This window comes from Streptomyces sp. NPDC005799 (genome assembly GCF_040630525.1).
GTDB classification, from domain to species: Bacteria; Actinomycetota; Actinomycetes; order Streptomycetales; family Streptomycetaceae; genus Streptomyces; species Streptomyces griseorubiginosus_B.
The window spans coordinates 14,482-36,560 of the sequence record NZ_JBEXXQ010000059.1; the positions used below are offsets into that span (position 1 = coordinate 14,482).

At 72.4% G+C, this 22,079-nt stretch carries 21 protein-coding genes; 8 read left to right on the forward strand and 13 right to left on the reverse strand.

What is annotated here, in order from left to right:
* Window positions 1-28: 28 nt before the first annotated feature.
* The 7 genes from ABZ453_RS40850 to ABZ453_RS40880 all read right to left on the reverse strand — a co-directional run bounded on the left by ABZ453_RS40850 (window position 29) and on the right by ABZ453_RS40880 (window position 8,325).
* Window positions 29-2,611 carry a polynucleotide kinase-phosphatase gene (locus ABZ453_RS40850; RefSeq protein ID WP_359023472.1) on the reverse strand — a complete coding sequence of 861 codons (2,583 nt, stop codon included), beginning with the start codon at window positions 2,609-2,611 and terminating at the stop codon, window positions 29-31.
* On the reverse strand, window positions 2,608-4,071 hold the full coding sequence (locus ABZ453_RS40855) for a 3' terminal RNA ribose 2'-O-methyltransferase Hen1 (RefSeq protein ID WP_359023474.1): 1,464 nt from the start codon (window positions 4,069-4,071) through the stop codon (window positions 2,608-2,610). The genes ABZ453_RS40850 and ABZ453_RS40855 overlap by 4 nt, the downstream gene beginning before the upstream one ends.
* A gap of 142 nt (window positions 4,072-4,213) precedes the next feature.
* Window positions 4,214-5,143, reverse strand: a complete 930-nt coding sequence (locus ABZ453_RS40860; RefSeq protein WP_359023476.1) for an LLM class F420-dependent oxidoreductase — start codon at window positions 5,141-5,143, stop codon at window positions 4,214-4,216.
* 476 nt (window positions 5,144-5,619) lie between these two features.
* The gene (locus ABZ453_RS40865; protein ID WP_359023478.1) at window positions 5,620-6,090 is read right to left on the reverse strand and encodes a DUF6099 family protein; all 471 of its coding nucleotides are present in this window, start codon (window positions 6,088-6,090) and stop codon (window positions 5,620-5,622) included.
* Window positions 6,091-6,292: 202 nt separating this feature from the next.
* The gene (locus ABZ453_RS40870; RefSeq protein WP_359023480.1) at window positions 6,293-6,619 is read right to left on the reverse strand and encodes a nucleotide pyrophosphohydrolase; all 327 of its coding nucleotides are present in this window, start codon (window positions 6,617-6,619) and stop codon (window positions 6,293-6,295) included.
* Window positions 6,616-7,782: an ATP-binding protein gene (locus ABZ453_RS40875; protein ID WP_359023482.1), complete on the reverse strand. Its 1,167-nt coding sequence runs from the start codon at window positions 7,780-7,782 to the stop codon at window positions 6,616-6,618. The genes ABZ453_RS40870 and ABZ453_RS40875 overlap by 4 nt, the downstream gene beginning before the upstream one ends.
* Before the next feature lie 153 nt (window positions 7,783-7,935).
* Window positions 7,936-8,325, reverse strand: coding sequence for a cell division protein SepF (locus ABZ453_RS40880; protein WP_133046090.1), 390 nt, complete (start codon window positions 8,323-8,325; stop codon window positions 7,936-7,938).
* A gap of 256 nt (window positions 8,326-8,581) precedes the next feature.
* On the opposite strand from ABZ453_RS40880, the gene ABZ453_RS40885 reads away from it, so the two are divergent.
* A complete protein-coding gene (locus ABZ453_RS40885) occupies window positions 8,582-10,282 on the forward strand; it encodes a hypothetical protein (protein ID WP_359023484.1) in 1,701 nt (566 codons plus the stop codon).
* Between the two features lie 7 nt (window positions 10,283-10,289).
* Here ABZ453_RS40885 and ABZ453_RS40890 read toward each other — a convergent pair whose 3' ends face one another.
* Window positions 10,290-10,805, reverse strand: a complete 516-nt coding sequence (locus ABZ453_RS40890; protein ID WP_359023486.1) for a YceI family protein — start codon at window positions 10,803-10,805, stop codon at window positions 10,290-10,292.
* A 130-nt stretch (window positions 10,806-10,935) separates the two neighbouring features.
* On the opposite strand from ABZ453_RS40890, the gene ABZ453_RS40895 reads away from it, so the two are divergent.
* Together ABZ453_RS40895 and ABZ453_RS40900 are read left to right on the forward strand one after the other, a co-directional pair.
* Window positions 10,936-11,439, forward strand: coding sequence for a MarR family transcriptional regulator (locus tag ABZ453_RS40895; protein ID WP_359023488.1), 504 nt, complete (start codon window positions 10,936-10,938; stop codon window positions 11,437-11,439).
* Window positions 11,440-11,539: 100 nt separating this feature from the next.
* Window positions 11,540-14,662 (forward strand): FAD-binding and (Fe-S)-binding domain-containing protein, encoded by a 3,123-nt coding sequence (locus ABZ453_RS40900; protein ID WP_359023490.1) that lies wholly within the window; start codon window positions 11,540-11,542, stop codon window positions 14,660-14,662.
* Window positions 14,663-14,709: 47 nt separating this feature from the next.
* Here the strand turns inward: ABZ453_RS40900 and ABZ453_RS40905 are convergent, their stop codons facing one another.
* Together ABZ453_RS40905 and ABZ453_RS40910 are read right to left on the reverse strand one after the other, a co-directional pair.
* Window positions 14,710-15,453: a YcnI family protein gene (locus tag ABZ453_RS40905; protein WP_359023492.1), complete on the reverse strand. Its 744-nt coding sequence runs from the start codon at window positions 15,451-15,453 to the stop codon at window positions 14,710-14,712.
* Window positions 15,402-16,073: a hypothetical protein gene (locus ABZ453_RS40910; RefSeq protein WP_359023494.1), complete on the reverse strand. Its 672-nt coding sequence runs from the start codon at window positions 16,071-16,073 to the stop codon at window positions 15,402-15,404. Before ABZ453_RS40910 ends, ABZ453_RS40905 begins: the two co-directional genes overlap by 52 nt.
* Before the next feature lie 104 nt (window positions 16,074-16,177).
* Here ABZ453_RS40910 and ABZ453_RS40915 point away from each other — a divergent pair, with 104 nt between their 5' ends.
* The 3 genes from ABZ453_RS40915 to ABZ453_RS40925 all read left to right on the forward strand — a co-directional run bounded on the left by ABZ453_RS40915 (window position 16,178) and on the right by ABZ453_RS40925 (window position 17,821).
* Entirely contained in the window at window positions 16,178-16,648 is a 471-nt protein-coding gene (locus ABZ453_RS40915) for a DUF5990 family protein (protein ID WP_359023557.1), read from the forward strand.
* 35 nt (window positions 16,649-16,683) lie between these two features.
* Window positions 16,684-17,073 carry a DUF6153 family protein gene (locus tag ABZ453_RS40920; protein ID WP_359023496.1) on the forward strand — a complete coding sequence of 130 codons (390 nt, stop codon included), beginning with the start codon at window positions 16,684-16,686 and terminating at the stop codon, window positions 17,071-17,073.
* A gap of 91 nt (window positions 17,074-17,164) precedes the next feature.
* Window positions 17,165-17,821, forward strand: coding sequence for a DUF305 domain-containing protein (locus ABZ453_RS40925; protein WP_359023498.1), 657 nt, complete (start codon window positions 17,165-17,167; stop codon window positions 17,819-17,821).
* A gap of 42 nt (window positions 17,822-17,863) precedes the next feature.
* Here the strand turns inward: ABZ453_RS40925 and ABZ453_RS40930 are convergent, their stop codons facing one another.
* From ABZ453_RS40930 to ABZ453_RS40940, 3 genes are all read right to left on the reverse strand, one after another.
* Window positions 17,864-19,150, reverse strand: a complete 1,287-nt coding sequence (locus ABZ453_RS40930) for an XdhC family protein (protein WP_359023500.1) — start codon at window positions 19,148-19,150, stop codon at window positions 17,864-17,866.
* A gap of 193 nt (window positions 19,151-19,343) precedes the next feature.
* On the reverse strand, window positions 19,344-19,676 hold the full coding sequence (locus ABZ453_RS40935) for a hypothetical protein (RefSeq protein WP_359023502.1): 333 nt from the start codon (window positions 19,674-19,676) through the stop codon (window positions 19,344-19,346).
* A 24-nt stretch (window positions 19,677-19,700) separates the two neighbouring features.
* Window positions 19,701-20,237, reverse strand: a complete 537-nt coding sequence (locus ABZ453_RS40940) for a DUF2231 domain-containing protein (protein WP_359023504.1) — start codon at window positions 20,235-20,237, stop codon at window positions 19,701-19,703.
* A 95-nt stretch (window positions 20,238-20,332) separates the two neighbouring features.
* Here ABZ453_RS40940 and ABZ453_RS40945 point away from each other — a divergent pair, with 95 nt between their 5' ends.
* Window positions 20,333-20,983: a helix-turn-helix domain-containing protein gene (locus ABZ453_RS40945; RefSeq protein WP_359023506.1), complete on the forward strand. Its 651-nt coding sequence runs from the start codon at window positions 20,333-20,335 to the stop codon at window positions 20,981-20,983.
* Between the two features lie 380 nt (window positions 20,984-21,363).
* The gene (locus ABZ453_RS40950) at window positions 21,364-21,990 is read left to right on the forward strand and encodes a copper resistance CopC family protein (RefSeq protein WP_359023508.1); all 627 of its coding nucleotides are present in this window, start codon (window positions 21,364-21,366) and stop codon (window positions 21,988-21,990) included.
* The last annotated feature ends 89 nt before the right edge of the window (window positions 21,991-22,079 follow it).

Below are 22,079 nucleotides of genomic sequence, written 5' to 3' on the forward strand. Positions count from 1 at the left end.
ATCCGCGGGATGCCGGAGCCGGCCGCACTCACAGCCGCGGGTCCACCGGCTCCGACTCCAGGGCCAGCACCCCGAACACCGCCTCGTGCACCCGCCACAGCGGCTCGCCCTCCGCGAGGCGGTCCAGGGCCTCCAGACCCAGGGCGTACTCGCGGATCGCCAGCGACCGCTTGTGGTTGAGGAAACGGGTGCGCAGACGGGCCAGGTTGTCGGGGCGCGTGTACTCCGGGCCGTAGATGATCCGCAGGTACTCGCGGCCCCGGCACTTGATGCCGGGCTGCACCAGCCGGCCCTCGCTGCTGCGCACCAGGGCGCCGAGCGGCTTGACGACCATGCCCTCGCCGCCACGGCCCGTCATCTCCAGCCACCAGTCGACACCGGCCCGTACCGACTCCGGGTCACCGGTGTCGACGTGGAGCCGTCGGGTGGTCTGCAGCAGACCGGAGCCGTCGTGCTCCACCAGCCGGTCCAGCAGGGCCAGTTGCTCGTCGTGCGGGAGCGCGGCGAGGCTGCGGCCCTGGACGGCGAGGATCTGGAAGGGGGCCAGCCGTACACCGTCCAGGCCGTCGGTGGTCCAGCAGTAGCGCCGGTACGCCTCCGTGAACGCGGCCGCGTTCGAGGCGCGTTCCCGCTGGCGGTCCAGCAGGCCGGCCACCTCCACACCCCGCGCCGCCGCGCCCTCCAGGGCGGCCAGCGCCCCCGGGAACACCGCGCCGGACGCGGCACCGACGGCCGCGTACTGCGAGCGCAGCAGTCCGGAGGCCTTCAGCGACCAGGGCATCAGCTCGGCGTCCAACAGGAGCCAGTCCGTGTCGAGTTCGCTCCAGAGGCCGGCTGCGGTGACGGCCGTGCGAACCCGGCCGAGGATCTCCTCCGTCACCGACTGGTCGTCGAAGAAGGGCCGTCCGGTACGGGTGTACAGCGAACCCGTCGGACCTCTCCCACTCTCGGCTTCGCTCGAGCGGGAGGTGCCCCCACCGCCGAACCGCTTGCGTGCCGCCTCCGCGTCCCGGCACACCAGCGCCACCGCCCGCGAGCCCATGTGCTTCTCCTCGCACACGACCCGCTCGACCCCGTCCCCCGCGTACTGCGCGAACGCCTCGGCCGGGTGCTCCAAGTAGCCCTCGACGTGCGAAGTCGCCGTCGGCGCCATGGTCGGCGGCAGGTACGGAAGCAGCCGCGGGTCTACCGCGAACCGGCTCATGACCTCCAGGGCCGCGGCCGCGTTCTCCTCACGGACCGAGACCCGCCCCGAGTGCCGGGTCTCCACGATCCGGCGCCCGTGCACGTCGTTGAGGTCCAGCGGCCGGCCGTCGTGCCCGCCGGGGGCCTCGGTGCGCAGCGGTCGGGCCGGCTCGTACCAGACCCGCTCGGCCGGTACGTCGACCAGCTCGCGCTCCGGCCAGCGCAGCGCGGTCAGCTTGCCGCCGAAGACGGCGCCGGTGTCCAGGCAGATGGTGTTGTTGAGCCAGGTGGCCTCCGGGACCGGGGTGTGACCGTAGACGACGGCCGCGCGGCCCCGGTAGTCCTCCGCCCACGGGTAGCGCACGGGCAGCCCGAACTCGTCGGTCTCGCCGGTGGTGTCGCCGTACAGCGCGTGCGAGCGGACCCGGCCGGAGGTGCGGCCGTGGTACTTCTCGGGCAGACCGGCGTGGCAGACCACCAGCCGGCCACCGTCGAGGACATAGTGGCTGACGAGGGAGTCGATGAACTCCCGTACCTCGGCGACGAACTCCTCGCTCTGGCCCGCCATCTGCCCGACGGTCTCGGCGAGGCCGTGGGTGTGCTGGACCTTGCGGCCCTTGAGGTAACGGCCGTACTTGTTCTCGTGGTTGCCCGGCACGCACAGGGCGTTGCCCGACTTCACCATCGCCATCACACGGCGCAGAACGCCTGGGCTGTCCGGGCCGCGGTCGACGAGGTCGCCGACGAAGACGGCCGTACGGCCCTCCGGGTGGACGCCGTCGGTGTAGCCCAACTTGCCCAGCAGCGACTCCAGTTCGGAGGCACAGCCGTGGATGTCGCCGATGATGTCGAACGGACCGGTGAGGTGGGTGAGGTCGTTGAAGCGCTTCTCGGTGACGACGGTGGCGTTCTCGACGTCCTCCACCCCGCGCAGGACGTGCACCTTGCGGAAGCCCTCACGCTCCAAGTGCCGTACGGAGCGGCGCAGTTCGCGGATGTGACGCTGAATGACCCGGCGCGGCATGTCGGCCCGGTCGGTGCGGGCCGCGTTGCGCTCGGCGCAGACCTCCTCCGGGACGTCCAGGACGATGGCGATGGGCAGTACGTCGTGCTGCTTGGCCAGGTCGATCAGCTGGCGCCGGGCGTCCTGCTGCACGCTGGTCGCGTCGACGACCGTACGGCGGCCGGCGGCCAGGCGTTTGCCGGCGATGTAGTGCAGGACGTCGAAGGCGTCCCTGGTCGCGCTCTGGTCGTTCTCGTCGTCGGAGACCAGGCCGCGGCAGAAGTCGGAGGAGATCACCTCGGTCGGCTTGAAGTGCCGGCGGGCGAAGGTCGACTTGCCGGAGCCGGAGGCGCCGACGAGCACGACGAGGGAGAGGTCGGTGACGGGGAGGACCCGTCCCCTGCCGGGTGCTGTCTCGGTCATGCCGCCTTCGCCTCCTTCTCGGTGGTCATCCTGAACACGGCCATCTGGGTGGGCGGCCCGACCTCCGGGTCGTCCGGGCCGACCGGCACGAACTCCACGTCGTAGCCGTGCCGTTCGGCCACCGCGCCCGCCCAGGCGCGGAACTCCTCGCGGGTCCACTCGAAGCGGTGGTCGCCGTGCCGCACATGGCCCGCGGGGAGGGACTCCCAGCGGACGTTGTACTCGACGTTCGGGGTGGTCACCAGGACCGTGCGGGGACGGGCCGCGCCGAACACCGCGTACTCCAGGGCGGGCAGCCGGGGCAGGTCGAGGTGCTCGATCACCTCGCTGAGCACGGCGGCGTCGTACCCCTTGAGCCGGTTGTCGGTGTACGCGAGCGAACCCTGCAAGAGCTTGACGCGCGAGGCCTGCCGCTCCCCCATGCGGTCCAGCTTCAGCCGCCGGGAGGCAATGGTCAGGGCGCGTATCGACACATCGACGCCGACGATCTCGGTGAACCGCGCGTCCTTGAGCAGCGCCTGCACCAACTGGCCCTGTCCGCAGCCGAGATCGAGCACGCGCGCGGCGCCGGACGTGTGCAGCGCCTCGATGATCGCGTCCCGGCGCCGCACCGCGAGCGGCGTCGGCTTCTCCTCCGTCCCGGTCTCCTCCTCGACCGCGTTGTCGATGTCCTCGACCTCGCTGTCGTCGGCCTCCGCGAGCCGCACCAGCTCCAGCCGCTCCATCGCCTGCCGGGTCAGCGACCAGCGGCGGGACAGGTAACGGCTGGTGATCAGCTTCTGCTCCGGGTGCCCGGCCAGCCAGCCCTCACCGGCCCGCAGCAGCTTGTCGACCTCGTCCGCGGACACCCAGTAGTGCTTGGCGTCGTCGAGGACGGGGAGCAGGACATAGAGATGACGCAGCGCCTCGGCGAGGGTCAGCGCCTCGGACTCCAGGACGAGCCGCACATACCGCGAGTCGCCCCACTCGGGGAACTCGCTGTCCAGCGCGACCGGTTCGGCGGTGACGGTCCAGCCCAGCGGCTCGAAGAGACGCTGTACGAGACCGGGGCCGCCGCGGGCGGGCAGTGCGGGTATCTCGATGCGCAGGGGCCGTGCCTGGTCCGGCAGTTCGGGGCGGGTGTGGCAGGCGCCCTTCATCGCGCTGGAGAAAACGCCGCTGAGCGCCACGGCGAGCAGTGAGGAGGCCGCGTAGGGGCGGTCGTTGACGTACTGCGCGAGGGCCGCGTCGGGGGCACCGCCGCGTCCCCTGCCCTTGCCCCGCCGGACCAGGGCCACCGCGTCCACCTCGAGCAGCAGGGCCGCCGTGCAGCGCTGCGTATCGGCCTCGGGGTAGAGGACGTGCGCCGTGCCGTAGGAGGTGGAGAACGCCTGCGCCCTGTCGGGGTGCTTGTGCAGCAGGTAGCCGAGGTCGGTCGCGGGGCGTTCGGGAGTGCCGGTGGTGGTGATGGTCAGGAACATGCGGAGACTCTCCGACGGGTGAACGGTTCGGGTGCCGTACGCACGAGAGCCCCCAGGAAGGGTGATCCTGGGGGCTCGGCAGGACGACGGTCTCACCTTCGCACAGGCGGTCGACCGGCGCCTTCGTTTATTCCTGGGTCGATCATTCCTGGGTCACCTGAGGCTGCACCTGGGCGGAGATCAGCTCCAGGTGGTCCAGGTCGTGCAGGTCGAGGATCTGGAGGTAGACGCGGCGGGCGCCGACCTCGGCGTAGCGGCCGATCTTGTCGACGACCTCGGCCGGGGAGCCCGCCAGACCGTTGGCCTTGAGCTCGTCGACCTCGCGGCCGATGGCGGCGGCACGCCGGGCGACCTCCTGGTCGTCCTTGCCGACACAGACGACGAGGGCGTTGGAGTAGACGAGGTCGTCGCCCTTGCGGCCGGCCTCCTCGGCGGCGGTGCGGACGCGGGCGAACTGGCGCTCGCTGTCCTCGACGGAGGCGAACGGCATGTTGAACTCGTCGGCGAAGCGGGCGGCGAGGCGGGGGGTGCGGGTGGGGCCGTGGCCGCCGATCAGCACCGGGATCTTCTCCTGGGCGGGCTTGGGAAGGGCCGGCGAGTCGGTGAGGTCGTAGTAGGTGCCGTGGAAGTCGAAGGTGTCGCCGAGCTTGGTGCGCCACAGGCCGGTGACGATCTCGAGCTGCTCCTCCAGGCGGGCGAGCTTCTCCTTCGGGAAGGGGATGCCGTACGCCTTGTGCTCCTCCTCGAACCAGCCGGCGCCCAGGCCGAGTTCGACTCGGCCGCCGGACATCTGGTCGACCTGGGCGACCTGGATGGCGAGCACGCCGGGGAGGCGGAAGGTGCCGGCCGTCATGAGGGTGCCGAGGCGGATGCGGCGGGTCTCGCGGGCCAGGCCGGCGAGGGTGATCCAGGCGTCGGTGGGGCCGGGGAGACCGTCGACGTCGCCCATCTTCAGGTAGTGGTCGGAGCGGAAGAAGGCGTCGAACCCTAGGTCTTCGGTGGCCTTCGCCACGGCGAGCAGGGTGTCGTAGTCGGCCCCTTGCTGGGGCTCGGTGAAGATACGGAGGTCCATGCGTTCATCCTGCACCTGTCGGTGCCGGTCCATCCCATCGGTCCCTCCCGGAGCACCGATTCCTGGTCGCGTGAAATCGCGTCGCCGCCGTACACGGGGGTTGTCCGCGCCGATGACCGGCGCCGTGTCGCCCCGGCCGGCCCCCTGCAGCCGCGTTGGCGCCGCCACTGTCGCGCAGTGCCTTGCCGCCGCGCGTCACCGCCTCTCCCCCGTAACCCCCTTGCCGCCTCCTCTGCCGCGCGGTACCCCCGCAGCCGCCTCACCGCCTCTCCCTCGAAGGCCCCCGCAGCCGCGTCACCGCCGCCCCTCCCCCGCATGGCGTCAGTCAAGCGCGGCCCGGCGTTTCGTGTCGCTCGCCGTGGTGGGGCCCGGTCGGGCCGGCGGATCCTCCTTGCAGCGCAGCCGATCGCTCCCGCGTCTCCGCTCGGTCGGTGAGGGGCTCGGCATCGCACAGCGCACCGCTCCCCCGAACCGGCCTAGCCGGCTTCTCTCTCCGGCAGTCGTTGCTCCCCGTCCGTCAGTTTGCGGAGCATCTCGCGGACGCGGTCCCTGGACTCGTCCGCGGCGTCGATGGCCTCCATGCACTGCCAGTAGGTACCCTCGTCGTCCGCCGCGCAGGCCAGGCCCACCAGGGCGATGCCCACCTCGCCGAGCAAGCCGCCGAGGTAGCTGAGGGCCTGGCGGGCGTCGCCCAGTTCGGTCAGCTGGGCCGCGCGGAGGTCCCCGGGCGCCAGCCGGGGCTCGTCCAGCACCCCGCAGCCGCGGCCCGCCAGCTCCGTCAACCCCAGTGCCTCGCCCCGCAGTTCGGGTGGTCCGGCGACGGCGAGGCGGCTGCCTATCGCCTGGGCGAGGGCCTGCGCCTGCCACACCTCCGTCAGGATCTCGGGCGCGTCGCCGCCCACCGCCAGCGCCCGCCTGCTCGTCACGATGAGCCGCACAGCGTCCATGCGCTGCCCCCGTCCGTCTCCACGCGCTGCCCACGCGTCTGCCCGAACTCCGTTGTCCACTACCCAGAGTGAAGGTGCCCGGGACGAAAAGCCAGAGGAAGGCGGAAATCTGTGGACAACGAATCGGTTTCGAAGCAGATTTCGACTTCGGAGAGTGAAAACGGAGCGTACGGCTCCTTACGGCGCCTGAAACCTCCGCTCCTTACGGCGCCGGGAACCTCCGCTCATTGCGGTCGATCTTCGCGTCCAGCGCGGCGAGCGGGTCGACGCCGAGGACCTCGCACAGCTGGAGCAAGTACGCGAGCACGTCGGCCACTTCGTCCCGCACCCGGTGCGCCGTGTCCGGGTCGTCCATCACGCGTGCGGACTCCTCGGGCGTCAACCACTGGAAGATCTCGACCAGTTCGGAGGCCTCGACACTGAGCGCGGTGACGAGGTTCTTGGGGGTGTGGTACGGCTGCCAGCCCCGCGCCGCCGCGAACTCGGCCAGTCTGCGCTGCAGTTTCGCCACATCAAGAGGTTCGTTCACGGATCCAGGTGTACCACTGTGACCCCGTCCGTCCCCTCCGCCCAGGACGCGTCGGCGACCGCGGCCACGAAGCGGATGTGACCGCGCGCGCCCATGCGCACCGCGAGGTCGGTCAGTTCGCGTCGCTGGCGCGGGTCCAGGGACCGGTCGAAGGCGTCGGCGAGCACGGTGAGCGTCTGCATCGCGGCGGGCACCTCGCCGGCCGGGTCCACCTCCAGCACGCCGGGGCCGGTCAGCAGAACCAGGGCGTGGGCGAGGTACCGCAGTTCACCGTCGCCCAGGCGGGCGAAGGGCGTCCGGAAACCGTCGCCCCGGTCCAGCACGCCCCGGACCGTGCCGTCGCCGAGCGGTTCGGCGAGCATGTCGGTCACCGGCCCGGCACACCCCGCGCCCGCCGCCGCGACGAGCAGGGCGTGGCGGCGGCCGCACTCGGTGCGGGTGCGCCACAGGACGTCGGCGAGGTTGTCGCAGCCGCCGAGGAGCCGGCCGGAGCCCATCGGCACCGGGGACCGCATGCGGTCGGGGCGCGGGTCGCAGGCGAAGACGGAGCGGAGGGCGACCACCATCTGTTCGGCGGCGGCGAGCACCCGGCGCTGTCCGTCGGTCTTGCCGGCCACCCGCAGCGGAAGAAGCGTCGTGCCGAGCCGGTCGTCGGGCAGCGGGGCGCGGGTCACCGGCGCCGAACCGGCCGTGTGCCAGGCGGCCTGCACACAGCGGCGGGCGGGATCGCGCAGCGCGGTCTCCAGCAGCACCAAGCCACCGGACGTCAACCGCTCGCCCACGATGCGCAGTTCGGGCTCGGCCTGTACGGCGACGTCGAGCCGGACCGGCCCCTCGGGGCCGTCGGCCGTACAGCCGATGCGGAAGCCCCGGCGGCGCTGGGTGTCGGGCCGGGCACGGTCGGGCACGCAGGCACTCGCGTCGAGGAAGACCTCGTCGACCGCGGCACCGCCACCGAGCCGGGCGAGCGCCTCGTACGCCCGTAACGCGGTCGTCTTCCCGGCCCCGCTGGACCCGGCGAGCAAGGTGACCGGACCGAGCCCGAACCCCGCCCGCCGATGCCCGGCGAACGCGGCCAGCCGCAGCTCGGTGACGCAGGGGCGGATCGCGGTGGGGCGTTCGGGAGCCGTGGTCGTGGACCGTGGGTGCGATGACACGCTCATGTCCGGACCGTAGGACTCCGCTCCACCGGCGAACCGTTCCGCCGTGACGGGCTTCCCACGATCGGGGGACCGCCGTGAAGCGATGTGACCCCGAGGGTCCGACGGGCCCCCTGCACGTTCAGCCGCCCGGCGGTCCGACAGCTCCCCGCGCGCTCAGCCGCCCGACACTCCCGCCCCCTCCATCAGGCCCGTCACCTCGGTGCCCGACGGTGTCAGCAGGAAGACGTTGCGGTCGACCCGGTGCATCTTGCTGGCCAGGCCGAAGACGACTCCGGTGCTGAAGTCGAGGACGCGCTTGGCGACCTCGCTCTCGGCGCCGCTGAGGTCGAGCAGGACGGGCACACCGGCCATCAGGGTCTCGGCGACGTCGCGGGCGTCGGCGAAGACGTTGACGCGCAGGACGACGAAGCGGCGCCGGGTCTCCGTCACCGCGTCGGGCAACGCCCGGTGCCCGACCGAGGACGGCCAGGCGTCGCGTCCCCGCAACGGCACCACCTGGGCGAGCCCTTCCCACTGCTCATCGGTGACGTCGTGACTGTTCACCGGCTCCCCCCGAACTGACTCGCCTTCACTGATTGCACTGGCCAATTCTTACGGCAAGTCACCCGTTCGGCCGAACAGCGACACGGTCCGCGACCGTCACAAGGGTCACATCGAGCCAGGCATACCTGGTCTTACCCCCCTCACACCGGACTCTTCACGTCCAGCCACGTACCGCTCACTCGGCGCCACTACCGTCCCCGATGTGCACTTGGCAGAAACACGACAGGTGACACCCGGCCGGCGGACGCAGTCGGCGGTGTCCGCCGCACCGGAACCCCCCGCGCAGTGGCACCGGGTCCTGACCCTGCTCGCCGACATCAGTCTCTTCATCGGCACCCGCAACGTCTGGACGTCGGCGGCGAGCCATCGCCCCCTCGTGGCCGCGGTGATATCGGCCTGCTACGCGTCGATCCTGGTCTGCGGGGTGCTGGCGCTCGTCGTGCGCCGGACGCGTTCGCTCGCCCGGCTGGACCTGGTGGTGCTGGCGACCGCGGTGACGCTCGCCCTGTGCGCGTGGGTCATGGACCACGGCGGCAGCGACGAGGCGGTCCTGACCACGCAGGCCGCGAGGGAACTGGTCGCCGGGCACCCGATCTACGGACAGCCCTGGCCCTGGCTCTTCACCCACGGCATCGCCCTCACCCCGACGGTCACCGGCGGCTACGACTTCACCTACGGCTATCCCCCGCTGAGCCCGCTGCTGACCGCGCCCCTGCTGTTCCTGGGCCACGGCGGCGCCCCGGCGACGGCGCTGAGCACGGGCGCGCTGATCCTCGGCACGATCGCCCTGTGGCGGATGCTGCCCGCACAGTGGCGGCCGGCGGCGACCATGGTGTGCCTCGGCTTCGGGCTGCTGCCGAACTACGGCCGCCTCGGCTACCCGGCGATCACCGCGCTGGCCCTGCTGATTCCGGTGGTGGTGCGCTGGCCGCGGATCGGACGGGGCGGCCGGCTCGGGATGCCCGGAGTGGCCCGGGCCGTCTGCCTGGGTGCCGCCTGCGCGGCCCAGCAACTGCCGTGGTTCCTCGCGCCGTTCCTGCTGGCCGGGATCTACGCGGTGCGCCGGGGCGAGCTGGGCGGGCGCGCGGCGGCGCTGGTGGTGCTGCGGATCACGGGCATCGCCGCGCTGGTGTGGCTGCTGATCAACACATACTTCGCCGTGAGCGAGCCCGGCACCTGGATCAAGGGCATCGCGCTGCCGCTGATCCAGGGGGCGACCCTGCACGGGCAGGGGCTCGTGGACGTCTCGCTGTACTTCACGAACGGCAGCGACAGGCTCGACTGGTACGGGTACGCGAGCCTGCTGCTGGCCGCCGGGCTGCTCGCGCTGCTGGTGCTGTTCCCGCGCCGGCTGGGGCCCGCGGCGACGGTGCTGCCCTGGTGCGCGTTCTTCCTGGCGACCCGGTCCCAGGACGGCTACTACCTGATGATGACGCCGCTGTGGCTCGCGGCCGCCGTCACCGCGCCGGCGGCGGAGTTCACCGGCGCCTGGCAGCCGCGTCCTCGTCCGCTCACCGGCCCGAGGCGGCGTACGGCGCTGGGCGTGGCGGCTGCGCTGGTCGTCACCCCGGCGCTGGTGTCCGCGGTCGTGGCGGTCACCGGGAAGCCGCCGCTGCGGATGGAGGTCGCCTCGGTGCGCCGGGCGTCCGCGACGGTGGTCACCCGGCTGTCGCTGCAGGTCACCAACACCGACGACAGCGCTCTCGCACCGCACTTCATGGTGACCACCGGCCAGGGCATGCGTCAGTTCTGGTCGATCGCGAGCGGGCCGACCACGTTGTCGGCGCACGCCACGACACAGTACGAACTCCGCCCGCCCGAGGGGAAGTTCACCGTGCCGGGGCGGCACACCCGGGTGCGTGTGCGGGTCTTCACGCCCACACCGCAGACGCTGTCCAGCATGGACGTCCGGCTGGCGGCGAAGAGCTTCTACACGCGGGCCGGGAAGAAGGGCTGAGGAGTCGTCAGGCTCCGGCGCGCACGAAGCGGAGCGTGGTGGTGACCGTGGTCAGGCCGCGGATCATGCCCATCTGGTTCCAGCCCAGGCCGAACTCGGCGCGGTCCACGGTGAACTCGGCGTCCAGCGTGAGCGCGTCGGCGTCCTTGCCGACCAGGCGGGCGGTGACGGTCTGCGGGCGGCTGATGCCGCGCACGGTCAGCTGACCGGTGACCTCGACCGTGTCGCCGGAGCGCAGCTCGGCGCTGCGGACGGCGAAGGTGATCTCCGGGTGGTTGTCGACATCGAAGAAGTCGGCGGAGCGAAGGTGCTCGTCGCGCTTCTTGTTCTTGGTGTCGAGGGAGGCGGCGTCCAGGGTGATGGTGCCCGTGGCGGAACCGTCGGCCTTCACCTCGCCCTGGCCGCCGACACCGGTGAAGGTGCCCTTGACGGTGACGAGGTTCCACATCGTCTTGTGGCGCAGGGCGACGGTGGAGGCGGCGGCGTCCAGCTGCCACAGTCCGGTTTCGACGGCGACGGTCATGATCTTCTCCAGGGAGCGGGGGCTGAGTCACAACTGATGTGATTCAAAATTGGATGACTGCACGCTAGCCCATCATCCAAATCTGGACAACCATTCCGTCCAAAATTGAACAACAGGTAGACTCGACAGCATGGCCGACCCCGAGGAGCACTCCACCGACCTGCCCGAATGTCCGTCCGCGCAGGACGGCGGACTGCTGCCCAGGGAGCTGCGCGCCTGGATGGTGATGCTGGCGGCCATGGGGGCGGTGGAGCAGGAACTGCGGTCCGTCCTGAAGGACCGGCTCGACGTCTCCCACGACGAGTTCCTGATCCTGTGCCTGCTCGCCCAGCACCCCCGGACCGGTCTGCGCATGACCCGCGTCGCGGAGCTCCTGGGCCGCCCCAAGACCCGCCTCACCTACCAGATCGCCTGCCTCCACCACGCCGGTCTGGTCACCCGCAAGTCGGTCTGCGGTGACAAGCGGGGCATCGAGGTGGGCCTCACCGAGAAGGCGCGCGGCCTGCTGGAGGATGCCTCCGGCGTGCTCGCCTCGACGGTCGCCCGAGCCCTCAGCGATGTCATGGGCCAGGACCAGCGGGACGCGATGTGCGGGCTGATCCCGGAACTCGCCGAGGAGCCCAAGTCACCGTAAAAAGCGCCTTCCGGACCGTCCCGCACGCGGGTGACCGCGCCACCGCCGGGGTACCCGGCGGTCCCGTCACCTGCCGCCGGGCCGAGCGAAGGAGGGCTCCATGGCCGCGTTGGACCTGCCCGAACCTGTCGTCCGTCGCGGAGGTGCGGCACCGCCGGTCGACGCGCCGAAGCTCGAGGCCGCGCTGCGAGAGCGGGTCGACGGAGAGGTCCGCTTCGACGCCGGCAGCCGGGCCGCCTACTCCACCGACGCCTCCAACTTCCGGCAGACACCGATCGGCGTAGTGGTGCCCCGTACGCCCGAGGCGGCCGCCGAGGCGGTGGCCGTGGCGCGCGAGCACGACGCGCCCGTGCTGTCGCGCGGCGGTGGCACGAGCCTCGCCGGGCAGTGCACCAACACGGCCGTGGTGATCGACTGGACCAAGTACTGCAACCGTCTGGAGTCCGTCGACACGGACGCCCGCACCTGTGTCGTCCAGCCCGGCATCGTCCTCGACGAGCTCAACCGGCGACTCGCCCCGACCGGCCTGCGCTACGGCCCCGAGCCCGCCACCCACGCCAACTGCACGCTCGGCGGCATGATCGGCAACAACTCCTGCGGCGCCACCGCCCAGGCGTACGGCAAGGTCGTCGACAACATCGCCCGTCTGGAGGTGCTGCTCTACGACGGCACCCGCTTCTGGTGCGGCGAGACCAGCGACGAGGAGTACGCCGAGATCGAGCGGCAGGGCGATCTGCGGGCCGCGGTCTACCGGCGACTGCGCGCGCTGCGCGACCACTACGGCGACGAGATCCGCCGGCGCTTCCCGGACATTCCGCGCCGGGTCTCCGGCTACAACCTGGACTCGCTGCTGCCCGAGTACGGCTTCGACGTCGCCGGTCTGCTCGTCGGCAGCGAGTCGACGCTGGTGACCGTCCTCAGGGCAGAGCTGGAACTGGTGCCCGTGGTGAGGGAACGCACGCTGGTGGTGCTCGGCTTCCCGGAGATCTCCGTGGCCGCCGACGCCGTCCCGGCGATCCTGCCGTACGAGCCGATCGCGCTGGAGGGCGTCGACGCGCGGCTGATCAAGGACGAGCGGATCAAGGGCCTCAACCAGAAGGCCCTCGCCGAACTCCCCGAGGGAAACGCCTACTTGATGGTGCAGTTCGGAGCCGACACCCATGCGGAGGCCGATGAGCGGGCGCACCGGATGCTGGACGGGCTGCACGAGTCCGAGCACGAAGCAGACGTCGCCTTCCTCGACGACCCCACGCACGAGGACCAGTTGTGGCAGGTGCGCGAGGCCGGCCTGGGGGCCACCGCGCACGTCCCCGAGCACCCCGACACCTTCGAGGGCTGGGAGGACTCCGCGGTGCCGACGGACCGGCTCGGCGATTACCTGCGCCGACTGCGGCGCCTGTTCGACGAGTTCGGCTACCTCAGCGACGTCGGGCCCAGTCTGTACGGGCACTTCGGGCAGGGTTGTGTGCACACCCGTATCCCCTTCGACCTGTACACCGCGGACGGGGTGACCGCCTACCGCCGGTTCATGGAGCGGGCGGCCGACCTGGTCGTGGAGTTCGGCGGTTCGCTCTCCGGTGAGCACGGGGACGGGCAGAGCCGGGGCGAGCTGCTGCCGCGCATGTTCGGGGACGAACTGGTCACCGCCTTCGGGCAGTTGAAGGCCGTCTTCGACCCGCTGGACCGGATGAACCCCGGGAAGGTCGTGGCGCCGTACAAGCTCGACGAGAATTTGCGTCTGGGCGGTCACTGGGCCCCGTACGACCCGCGCGAGCTGCACTTCCGCTTCCCCGACGACGGCAACTCCTTCGCCGAGGCCGCCAACCGGTGCGTGGGCGTGGGCAAGTGCCGGCAGCTGAGCAACAAGGGCGGGTCGGTGATGTGTCCCTCCTACCAGGTCACCCGGGAGGAGGAGCACTCCACGCGTGGACGGGCGCGGCTGCTGTTCGAGATGCTCGACGGGCACGGCGACAGCACGCTGCGGGACGGCTGGCGGTCGGAGGCGGTACATGACGCGCTCGATCTGTGCCTGGCCTGCAAGGGCTGCAAGAAGGACTGCCCGGCCGATGTCGACATGGCCACCTACAAGGCGGAGTTCCTCTCCCACCACTACGAGGGCCGGCCCTGGCGGCGGCCGCGCTCCGACCTGTCCATGGGCTGGCTGCCGGCCCTCGCCCAGGTCGTGGGCCGCACCCGGCTCGGACCGGTCGTCAACGCCCTCACCCACACCCCTCCGCTGTCGAAGGCGGCCGTCGCGCTCGCCGGGGTCGAGGACCGCGAACTTCCGCTGTTCGCGGGACGGACCCTGCAGCAGTGGTTCGCGGGCCGCCGGGAGACGTACGGCGACGGGACGCGCGGCAGCGTGATGCTCTGGCCGGACACCTTCACCAACTTCTTCCACCCGCACATCGGTCAGGCCGCCGTGGAACTGCTGGAGCGCGCGGGCTGGCGGGTCGAGCTGCCGAAGGAACCGCTGTGCTGCGGGCTGACCTGGATCTCCACCGGCCAACTCGACATCGCCGAGCGAGTGTTGAGCCGCACCGTGCGGCATCTGGCCGGACATGTCCGGGCGGGCGGGCTGGTGGTCGGGCTGGAGCCGAGCTGTACCACCGTGTTCCGGTCCGACATGGGCGAGCTGTTCCCCGGCGACCGGGACGTACGGCGGCTGAGCGACCGGACGGTGACGCTGGCCGAGCTGCTGACCGGGCACTCCCCCGGGTACGAGCCGCCGCATGTGCCGGACCGGTCGGCGCGGGCGGTGGCGCAGGTGCACTGCCATCAGCACGCGGTGCTGGGCTGGGAGGCCGACCAGGAGCTGCTGCGGCGGGCCGGGGTCGACGTGGAGCAGCTGGAGTCGGGGTGCTGCGGGCTGGCCGGCAACTTCGGGTTCGAGCGGGGGCACCTGGAGGTGAGCGAGGCCTGCGCCGAGCGGGTGCTGCTGCCCCGGCTGCGGGAGGAGGACGCGTCGACCGTGGTGCTCGCGGACGGCTTCAGCTGCCGGACGCAGGTGCACGAACTCGACAGCGGCGGCCATGAGGCGGTTCATGTCGCCGAGTTGCTGGCGTCCGCCCTGCCCGGCGGGGCGTTCGGGAGCGCGTACGGAGTGGGGCGGGACGTCCGTCCGGCCGCGCCCGGGCGGGTGGGCAGGGCGCTGGCGCTGGCCGGTGCGGGAGCCGGCGTCGCGGGCCTCGCGGCGGGGCTGGTCCGCGGGTTGCGCCGCTGAGAGCCGCGCACGGGACGGGGGTTTTGGACCCCCGCCCCTCGCGTGCACTACTCGGCCGGCGTTCCGCCGCTACGGCCGCGGGCCAGCGCGAACCCCGCCGCGCCGAGCCCCAGTACACCGACGACCAGCCCGGCGATGCCCAGGCCGCGTGCGGTGGAGTCACTGCTCGACGCCGTCGTCTTGGTGCCGGTGGAGCTCTTCGAGGTGGCCGGCAGCGGCGTCGTGCTGCTCGCGCCCTCGTCCGTGCCGTTGGCCGTCAGCTTCAGCACCGGCGCCGGGTTCTCCGGCTCCTCGTCGCCGGAGGCCGCCGCCTCGATCCAGCGGACGGTCTTGCCGTCGGAGTACGTCTGCAGCGCCTTGAAGGTCAACTGGTCTGTGTTGTCCGGCAGTTGCCCGAAGGCGACGTTGAAGTCCTCGTACTGGCCGGCAGCGATCTTCCCGCCGGTCCAGGTGATCTCCGAGACGGCGTCGGTGATGGTGCCGTCGTCGGTCTTCACCGGCGTCTTCAGCTTGGTGGTGGTGACCTTGGGGGTCCAGCCGTCCTGCGGGGAGACGAGGACGCCCAGGACGGGATGGTCGGTGGGCAGGAAGACCTGCACCTTGGCGGTGGACGCGGTGTCCTCCTCGTTGGGGACCCGGAAGGTCAGCAGGCCGTCCGTGGCGCCCTTGGCGTAGCTCTCGGGGTGGACGGTGACGTGCGCGGAGGCGGCACCGGCCGCGGCGAGGAGCCCCGCGGCGGTCAGGGCGGTGACGGCGCCGGCGCGGCGCAGCGTGATGCGTACTCGGGACATGGGTGAGTGAATCTCCGTACAGGAAAGGTGTGTTGGGGTCGCTCGGGGTACGGAGTCCCGGGCGGCGGTCCACGCCGCTGCACCGCGTGTCGCAGCAGGAGCCGCCGCAGCGGCCGCGGACCGCCGGCACACGGTCGTACGGCGGCGCGCGCGTCCGGCACCAGCGGCGCCCCGCCGCTCACCCGCCACCAGGCCAGCAGGCCCGGCACCAGGGCGGCGGCCCGGCGCAGCAGCGACCACAGGGCGGCCTCGCCGCGCCTGAGCCACCAGGTGAGCACCAGGGCCGCGGCGACGTGCGCGGCGGTGGCGTGCGGGGTCACGGCGTGGGTGTGGTCCATGCGCATGCCGTGCATGAGCATCGTCGAGTGCGGCAGCAGCGCGCCGAAGGCGAGGTGCAGTCCGCCCTGCGCGGTGAGCGTGCCGGCGCCGATGGCCGCCAGGGACCGCTCCCGGCCGCCCAGCAGACATCCGGCACCGAAGAGGGGCAGGAAACCGACGGCCTGCACCCACACCGGCGGCGCCATGCCGGTCGCGAGGACGTGTCCCCCGGCCGCGAGCAGCACGCACAGCGCGGCGAACACCGCCGCGCGCAGCGCGCGTACCGAAGCAGACGCCGTCATGGCGCCCGATCCTGCCATGCGGCGGGGGCGGTCCGGCGGCTGGATCCCCCGGTCCACAGGTGCAGACTGGACCTCCACAGCTGACGAACCGGGGCGGTGACGGCATGGCGGCCGGTCTGCGCATCCACATCGAGGGCTTCGACCTGCCCGGCCGCACCTGCGGTCCCGAGGGCGGCGACACGGTGTACTCGGACGTGCGTGTCGCGGTGCAGCGTCGGGACCGGCCCGCCGAACTGCTCGGGGTGCAGCCCGGTGACGCCGGCTCGGTGAGCTGGACGCTGGAGTGCACCGCGGTGGCCTCGGCGGCCGGTACGGATGTCAAAGGGCCTTATGTACAAGGTCGTTCCGGGGGCAGGTTCGTGTATCTGTCGTGGGGTACGGGCGACGGCTCGGGAGCGTTCACCCTGTTCCGGCGGGCCAAGCTGATGCTGGACGCCGTGCCCGCCGAGGTGCTGGACACCGCCGTGCGCGAGGGACTGCTGGTGGGCAGGCTCGGGCTGTCGGACGAGCGGGGCCTGCCTGTGTGCGCGCGGGTGGTGCCGCCGCGGATCACCTGGACGGCCGGGCCGGGGTGAACGGCGGCCGGGTCGTCTGCGTACGATGAGGCGCCATGACAGCTCGTGCACAGGAACGCGGTGCGCCACCCTCCGTGGGGTGGCGGGCGCTTGTTGTGCTCGGGCTGCTGGCGGGGCTGTTGGGCATGCACGCCCTCGCTCCCGGCGGTGGCATGGAGACGCACTCCGCCGCCGGGCACACGTCAGTGGTGGCCGACCCGCACGGCGGCTGCTCGGGCGACGACTGCGGCGGCGGCCACCTCCAGCACGCCGACCGGACCTGCGCGTCGGCGGCGGTCAGCGGCGGACCGACCCTGCCGGCCCCGACACCCGACCCGGTGACCGTCCCCGCGCGTGCCGACATCCCCTGCCGGTACGCCGGCACGGCCCCGGACGGCGCCCGCGCCCCGCCCTCCCTGGCGGAACTCCAACTCCTGCGGATCTAGACACCACGCTGCACCGCGCCCGCGGTGCGCTCCGGCACGTCCAGATCCCTTCACGCGCGACAGCGCGACACGCATCAGCAGGAGTTCCAGCATGCGCAACACCCGTACGTACCTCGTCCGCCGTACCGCCCTGGCGGTGACCGCCCTCACCGCGGCCGTCACCCTCGCCGCCTGCGGCAACGACCATGACAGCGGGAGCGACAGCGGCGGCCACGCGGCCGCGTCCGCCTCGTCGTCCACCGGCGCCGACGCGCACAACGCCCAGGACGTCTCCTTCGCGCAGGGCATGATCCCGCACCACCAGCAGGCCCTGGAGATGGCCCGCCTCGCCGCCGGAAAGGCCTCCTCCGCCCAGGTCAAGGACCTCGCCGCGCGGATCGAGAAGGCGCAGGACCCGGAGATCAAGACCATGTCCGGCTGGCTGACGGCCTGGAACGAGAAGGTGCCCGCCTCCGGCGCCTCCATGGACTCGATGGACTCCATGCCCGGCATGGACCACGGCTCGGGCTCCGACATGGCCGGGATGATGGATCCCAAGGACATGACCATGCTGGAGAAGGCGTCCGGCAAGGACTTCGACACCATGTTCCTGACCATGATGGTCGAGCACCACGAGGGCGCCGTGAAGATGGCCGGGACGGAGCAGACCAAGGGCTCCTACGGTCCGGCGAAGTCCATGGCCGGCGACATCGTCAAGGGCCAGACCGCCGAGATCACCGAGATGAACAAGCTCCTCGGCAAGGGCTGAGCGCCCGGAGGGGCCGACGTCCGCGCCGGCCCCTGGTCGCGCTCACTCCGGACCGTCCAACGCCGTCAGCACCTCGGCGCAGATCGCCAGTGCCGTCTCCGCCGGGGTACGGGCGCCGATGTCCAGGCCGATGGGGCCGTGCACGCGGGCCAGGTCCGCTTCGGTCAGGCCCGTCTCCAGCAGGGCGGCGGCGCGGCGGGCCTGGGTGTGGCGGGAGCCGAGGGCGCCGACGTACGGGATGCCCGAGGTCAGGGCGGTGCGCAGAATGGGGACGTCCACGTCGGGCTCATGGCTCAGCATGACCAGACAGGCGGCGGCCGGATGCTCGGCGAGCAGCTCGGCGGCGTCCCGCGCGGACCTCGTCACCGTGGCCGGCCAGCCCAGCAACGCCGCCTGGGCGACCAGGAGTTCGGCGAGTTCGCCACCGCCGACGACGACGAGGTGCGGTACGGAGGGGCAGGTCTCGATGAGGACGAGCCCGGCGTCGGCCGCGTGCACCTCACGTCCGGCCCGGTAGCGGGCGAGCAGGGAACGCGCCTGCACCGCGGCCTGCGGCGGCACGTCCGGCCCGTCCACGGCCTCGTCCGGCGTCACCACGGTGCTGACCGCGTGCGTCCGCCCCTCGTCCAGCCAGGTGACGAGCGCGACGTCGGCCCCCGCCCCGAGCAGCTTCCACCACCGGGCCGGTACGGCGCCCAGCGGCTGCATCAGGATCTCGGCCTGTCCCCCGCAGGTCAGCCCCGCCCGGGCCACGCCCTCCTGGTGCACGGCCACCTCGCACACGCGCGCCGTGTGCCCGGGCGGCACCGCACAGGCCTCGGCGACGAGCCGCTGGTCGAAGGCGCCCCGGTACAGCCGCCCGTGGCACTGCCCGTCCGCGTCGATCAGCATCGCGTCGGCCGGCTGCCGCGCCCCGAACCCGCGCTCGGTGAGGGGCCGCGCGAGTACCGCCGCACGGCCTTCGGCCGCCCACTGTTGTGCCGTGTCCGCCAGGTCTCGCATGCACCCAGCGTAGTCAGTACACGTCCCGCACGTACCGTCCTCGTAGTCCGGCTCGCAGTCGGTGCACGAGGCGAGCCGCAGCGCGCCCAACTCGTCCAGACGCTGGTCCAGGCGGCGGCCGTGGCCGCAGAAGTCGTCGTACGACGAGTCGCCGAAGGCGAGGACCGCGTACGCGGGCTCCGCCCCGCTCCCGGGCTCCGATCCCTTCCCGGTCGGGCAGGCACGGGTACGGCGAGCCGACCGACACCCGTGCCGCCGCGGCCACCCGGCCGTCGTCAACGCCTCGGCCCCGTCCCGGATCAGCATGTACTCGGCCGTCTCCGGCATCGCGCCAAGCGGGCCTTGCTGCACACCCGTTGCGGATCCCGGCGCAGGGGACCCCGCCGGGATCCACGGTCCCCTTTCTCACTCTCGGCCCCCGCCCCGGCCCTCGTGCTCCGCCCGACTCGCGGGCTCCCCGACACTCCCGGGCCCCGCCCAACTCCACCGCTCCTCCCTTCGAGACGGAGCACACCCCCCGTCAGCCGATCCGCTGACCGGCCGGCGGGCTCTGGCTGCCGCCGATATCCAGTGCCGCCAGCAGTACGAGGACCAGGGTCGCGGCGGCGACGAGGCCGTGGGCGGCCACCACGGGGGCGGGGAGGTGGCGTTCGGCGGAAGTCGGCTCGTCGACGGTCGTCGGGGCCGTGCGGTAGACGGGGATCCAGCGGGCGAACATGGTGTGCCGCGGCGCGGGGAAGCGCGCCGTCCTCGACTGCTGCTGGCGCAGACCGCCGCCGGAGATCCAGCGGCCGAGGAGGACGAATCCGCCGAGGGCGGTGACGATCCAGGCGACGAGGGCGGCGATGTCCACGTCCGGCTCCGGTGGCGGTTCTGGTCAGGGGGTCGTACGGCTACTGCGGTAGCCCTCGGCCTGCACGGACTCGGCGGCCACCCGGACGCCGTACCGGTAGGCGAGCTTGCCGCCGAGGTAGCCGGAGACGCCGAGGGTGGCCAGAGCGACGGCGGAGAGCGTCAGCTGGCCGTTGCCGACACTCTGCCCTCCCGCGTAGCCGTCGCTCTGGCGCCAGAGGAAACCGGCCGCGTAGGCGGCGGTCACGGCGAGGTTCAGCCCCATGTGCGCCAGGCCCGTACGAAAGGCGGGCGTGCCGGTGGGGATGGCGAACAGGTCGAGGAAGCCGACGCAGGCCGCGACCAGGGCCCCGAGCACCCCGATCGCGATCAGCCAGGCCGATCCATGGGTCAGGAAACCCGGCCGCCCGACGATCTTGGAGGCGAGGTCGAAGACCAGGCTGCACACCCAGGCCCCGATCGGCACGGTCACCAGGATCGGATGGAACGGGTGCCCGTACGGCCCCGCCAACGCACCGCTGACCGGCTGCTTCGCCTGCCCGAGCTCACTGTCGACCGTCATGGACCCACCTCGCCTATGAGGTATTTCACCAACAAGTGTTGGTCTTATTTGGCGGGAGGTCAAGCAAGTCCACTCGACGGAGTTACGGTGAAGCGGTGAACCCCGATGCCACGGCCGCCGCGCTCGCCGTCCTCGGCGACGAGTCCCGGCGCCGGCTGCTCGACTACGTTCGGCGGGCCAGACGCCCGGTGACCAGGGAAGAGGCGTCCGCGGCGGTGGGGATCTCCCGCAAGCTGGCCGCCTTCCACCTGGACAAGCTGGTCACGTCGGGCCTGCTGCAGGCGCGCCACGGCGGCCACGGCCCGCGCCGGGTCGGCCGCGCCCCGAAGGTGTACGAGCCCAGCCCCGAGACCCTCTCCCTGAGCCTCCCCCCGCGCCGCCACGACCTGCTGGCCTCCCTGCTGACCGAGGCACTGACGGCACAGCGGCCCGGCGAGAGCGCCCGGGAGTCGTCGCTCCGGGTCGCCCGGGAGCGGGGCGAGGCCCTGGGCGCGGAGACCCCCGGCGGGGACGTCATGGCGATTCTGGAATCCCTCGGGTTCGAGCCGTCCGACGCCGGTTCCGGCCGCACGGTGCTGCACAACTGCCCGTTCCACCCGGTCGCCGCCCAGGCCCCCGACCTGATCTGCGGCATGAACCACGCCTTCCTCGCCGGCTGCCTGGCCGCCTCCGGCAACACCGACACCACCGCGGTACTGACACCCCGACCGGGCGCGTGCTGCGTCGAGTTGCACACCCACACCTAGGGCTCGATTCGGCGGGCGATTATCCGGCGGGCGACAGCGGCGCCGGAATTCCCGTCGCCGACCAAACCTCCGGCGGGGAAAGCGGCCACGGTACGGGCGGAACCGGCGGCGCGGGACAGGAGTCGCCCTCTCCCGCGCCCTCGCCCTCCCCGAAACCGACCCCCTCCCCCTCAGCCCCGGACAGTTGCGGGGAAGGCGAAGTCCGGCTGGTCCAGCCGCTGTTGAACGGCGTTGTCAGCCCGGTGACGGGCCTGCTGGACAGCCTGCTCGCCCCGGCCCCGGCCCCGGCGTCCCCCGTCCCCCGCTTCGTCCCTCTCCCCGTCCTCCTCCCTCTGCGTCGGCGTCGCCGCCTCGCCCTCGGTGCTGCCGGGGGTACTGCCGTGAGACGCCGCGCCCCGTCCCTGCTCACCGCCGTCCTGGCCGCCCTCGCCGCCCTGCTGCTCGCCGCGCCGCCCGCGTCGGCGCACACGGAACTCATGTCCTCGACCCCGGACAACGGCGCCCGGCTCGCCCGCACCCCGGCGACCGTGACGCTGCGCTTCAGCGAGCCGGTCGACCCGGCGGACGTCCACATCAGGGCGTCCGGGAGGCCGCTGGGTGTGATCCGCGGCGGCGGCGACAAGGCCGTTGAGGTCACCGTCCCGAAGACCTCAGGCCAGGACCGCCTCGTCCTGGATGGGCAGGTTCTCGACATGGAGGACGGGCATTCCACGTCCGGGGCGCTCTCCTTCCCGCTGACCGCGAAGCCCTCCGGCTCCTCGGCGCCGCCGGTTCCGCAACCCTCCGAGACCGTCCACACGGCCTGGATCACCGCCCGCTGGACCGGCTATCTCGCCCTCGCCCTGTACGTCGGCGGCCTGGCCTTGCTCGCGCTGCTCTGGCCGCAGGCCGCCCAGGCCGTGCCGCGCACCCCGCCCGCCATGCATGCGGTCCAGGAGGCCAGACCGCCGGCGGCGAGCAGGACATGTCCCACGACGAGCCACAGCGGCAGCGCGCGTCACCCCTGACGCGCGCTGCCGCAGGCCGCCGCCGTGGCGGCCGGACATCCATTCACGGATTCACCCGCAGGCGTGAACAGTGCCGCGAACCCCTTGAA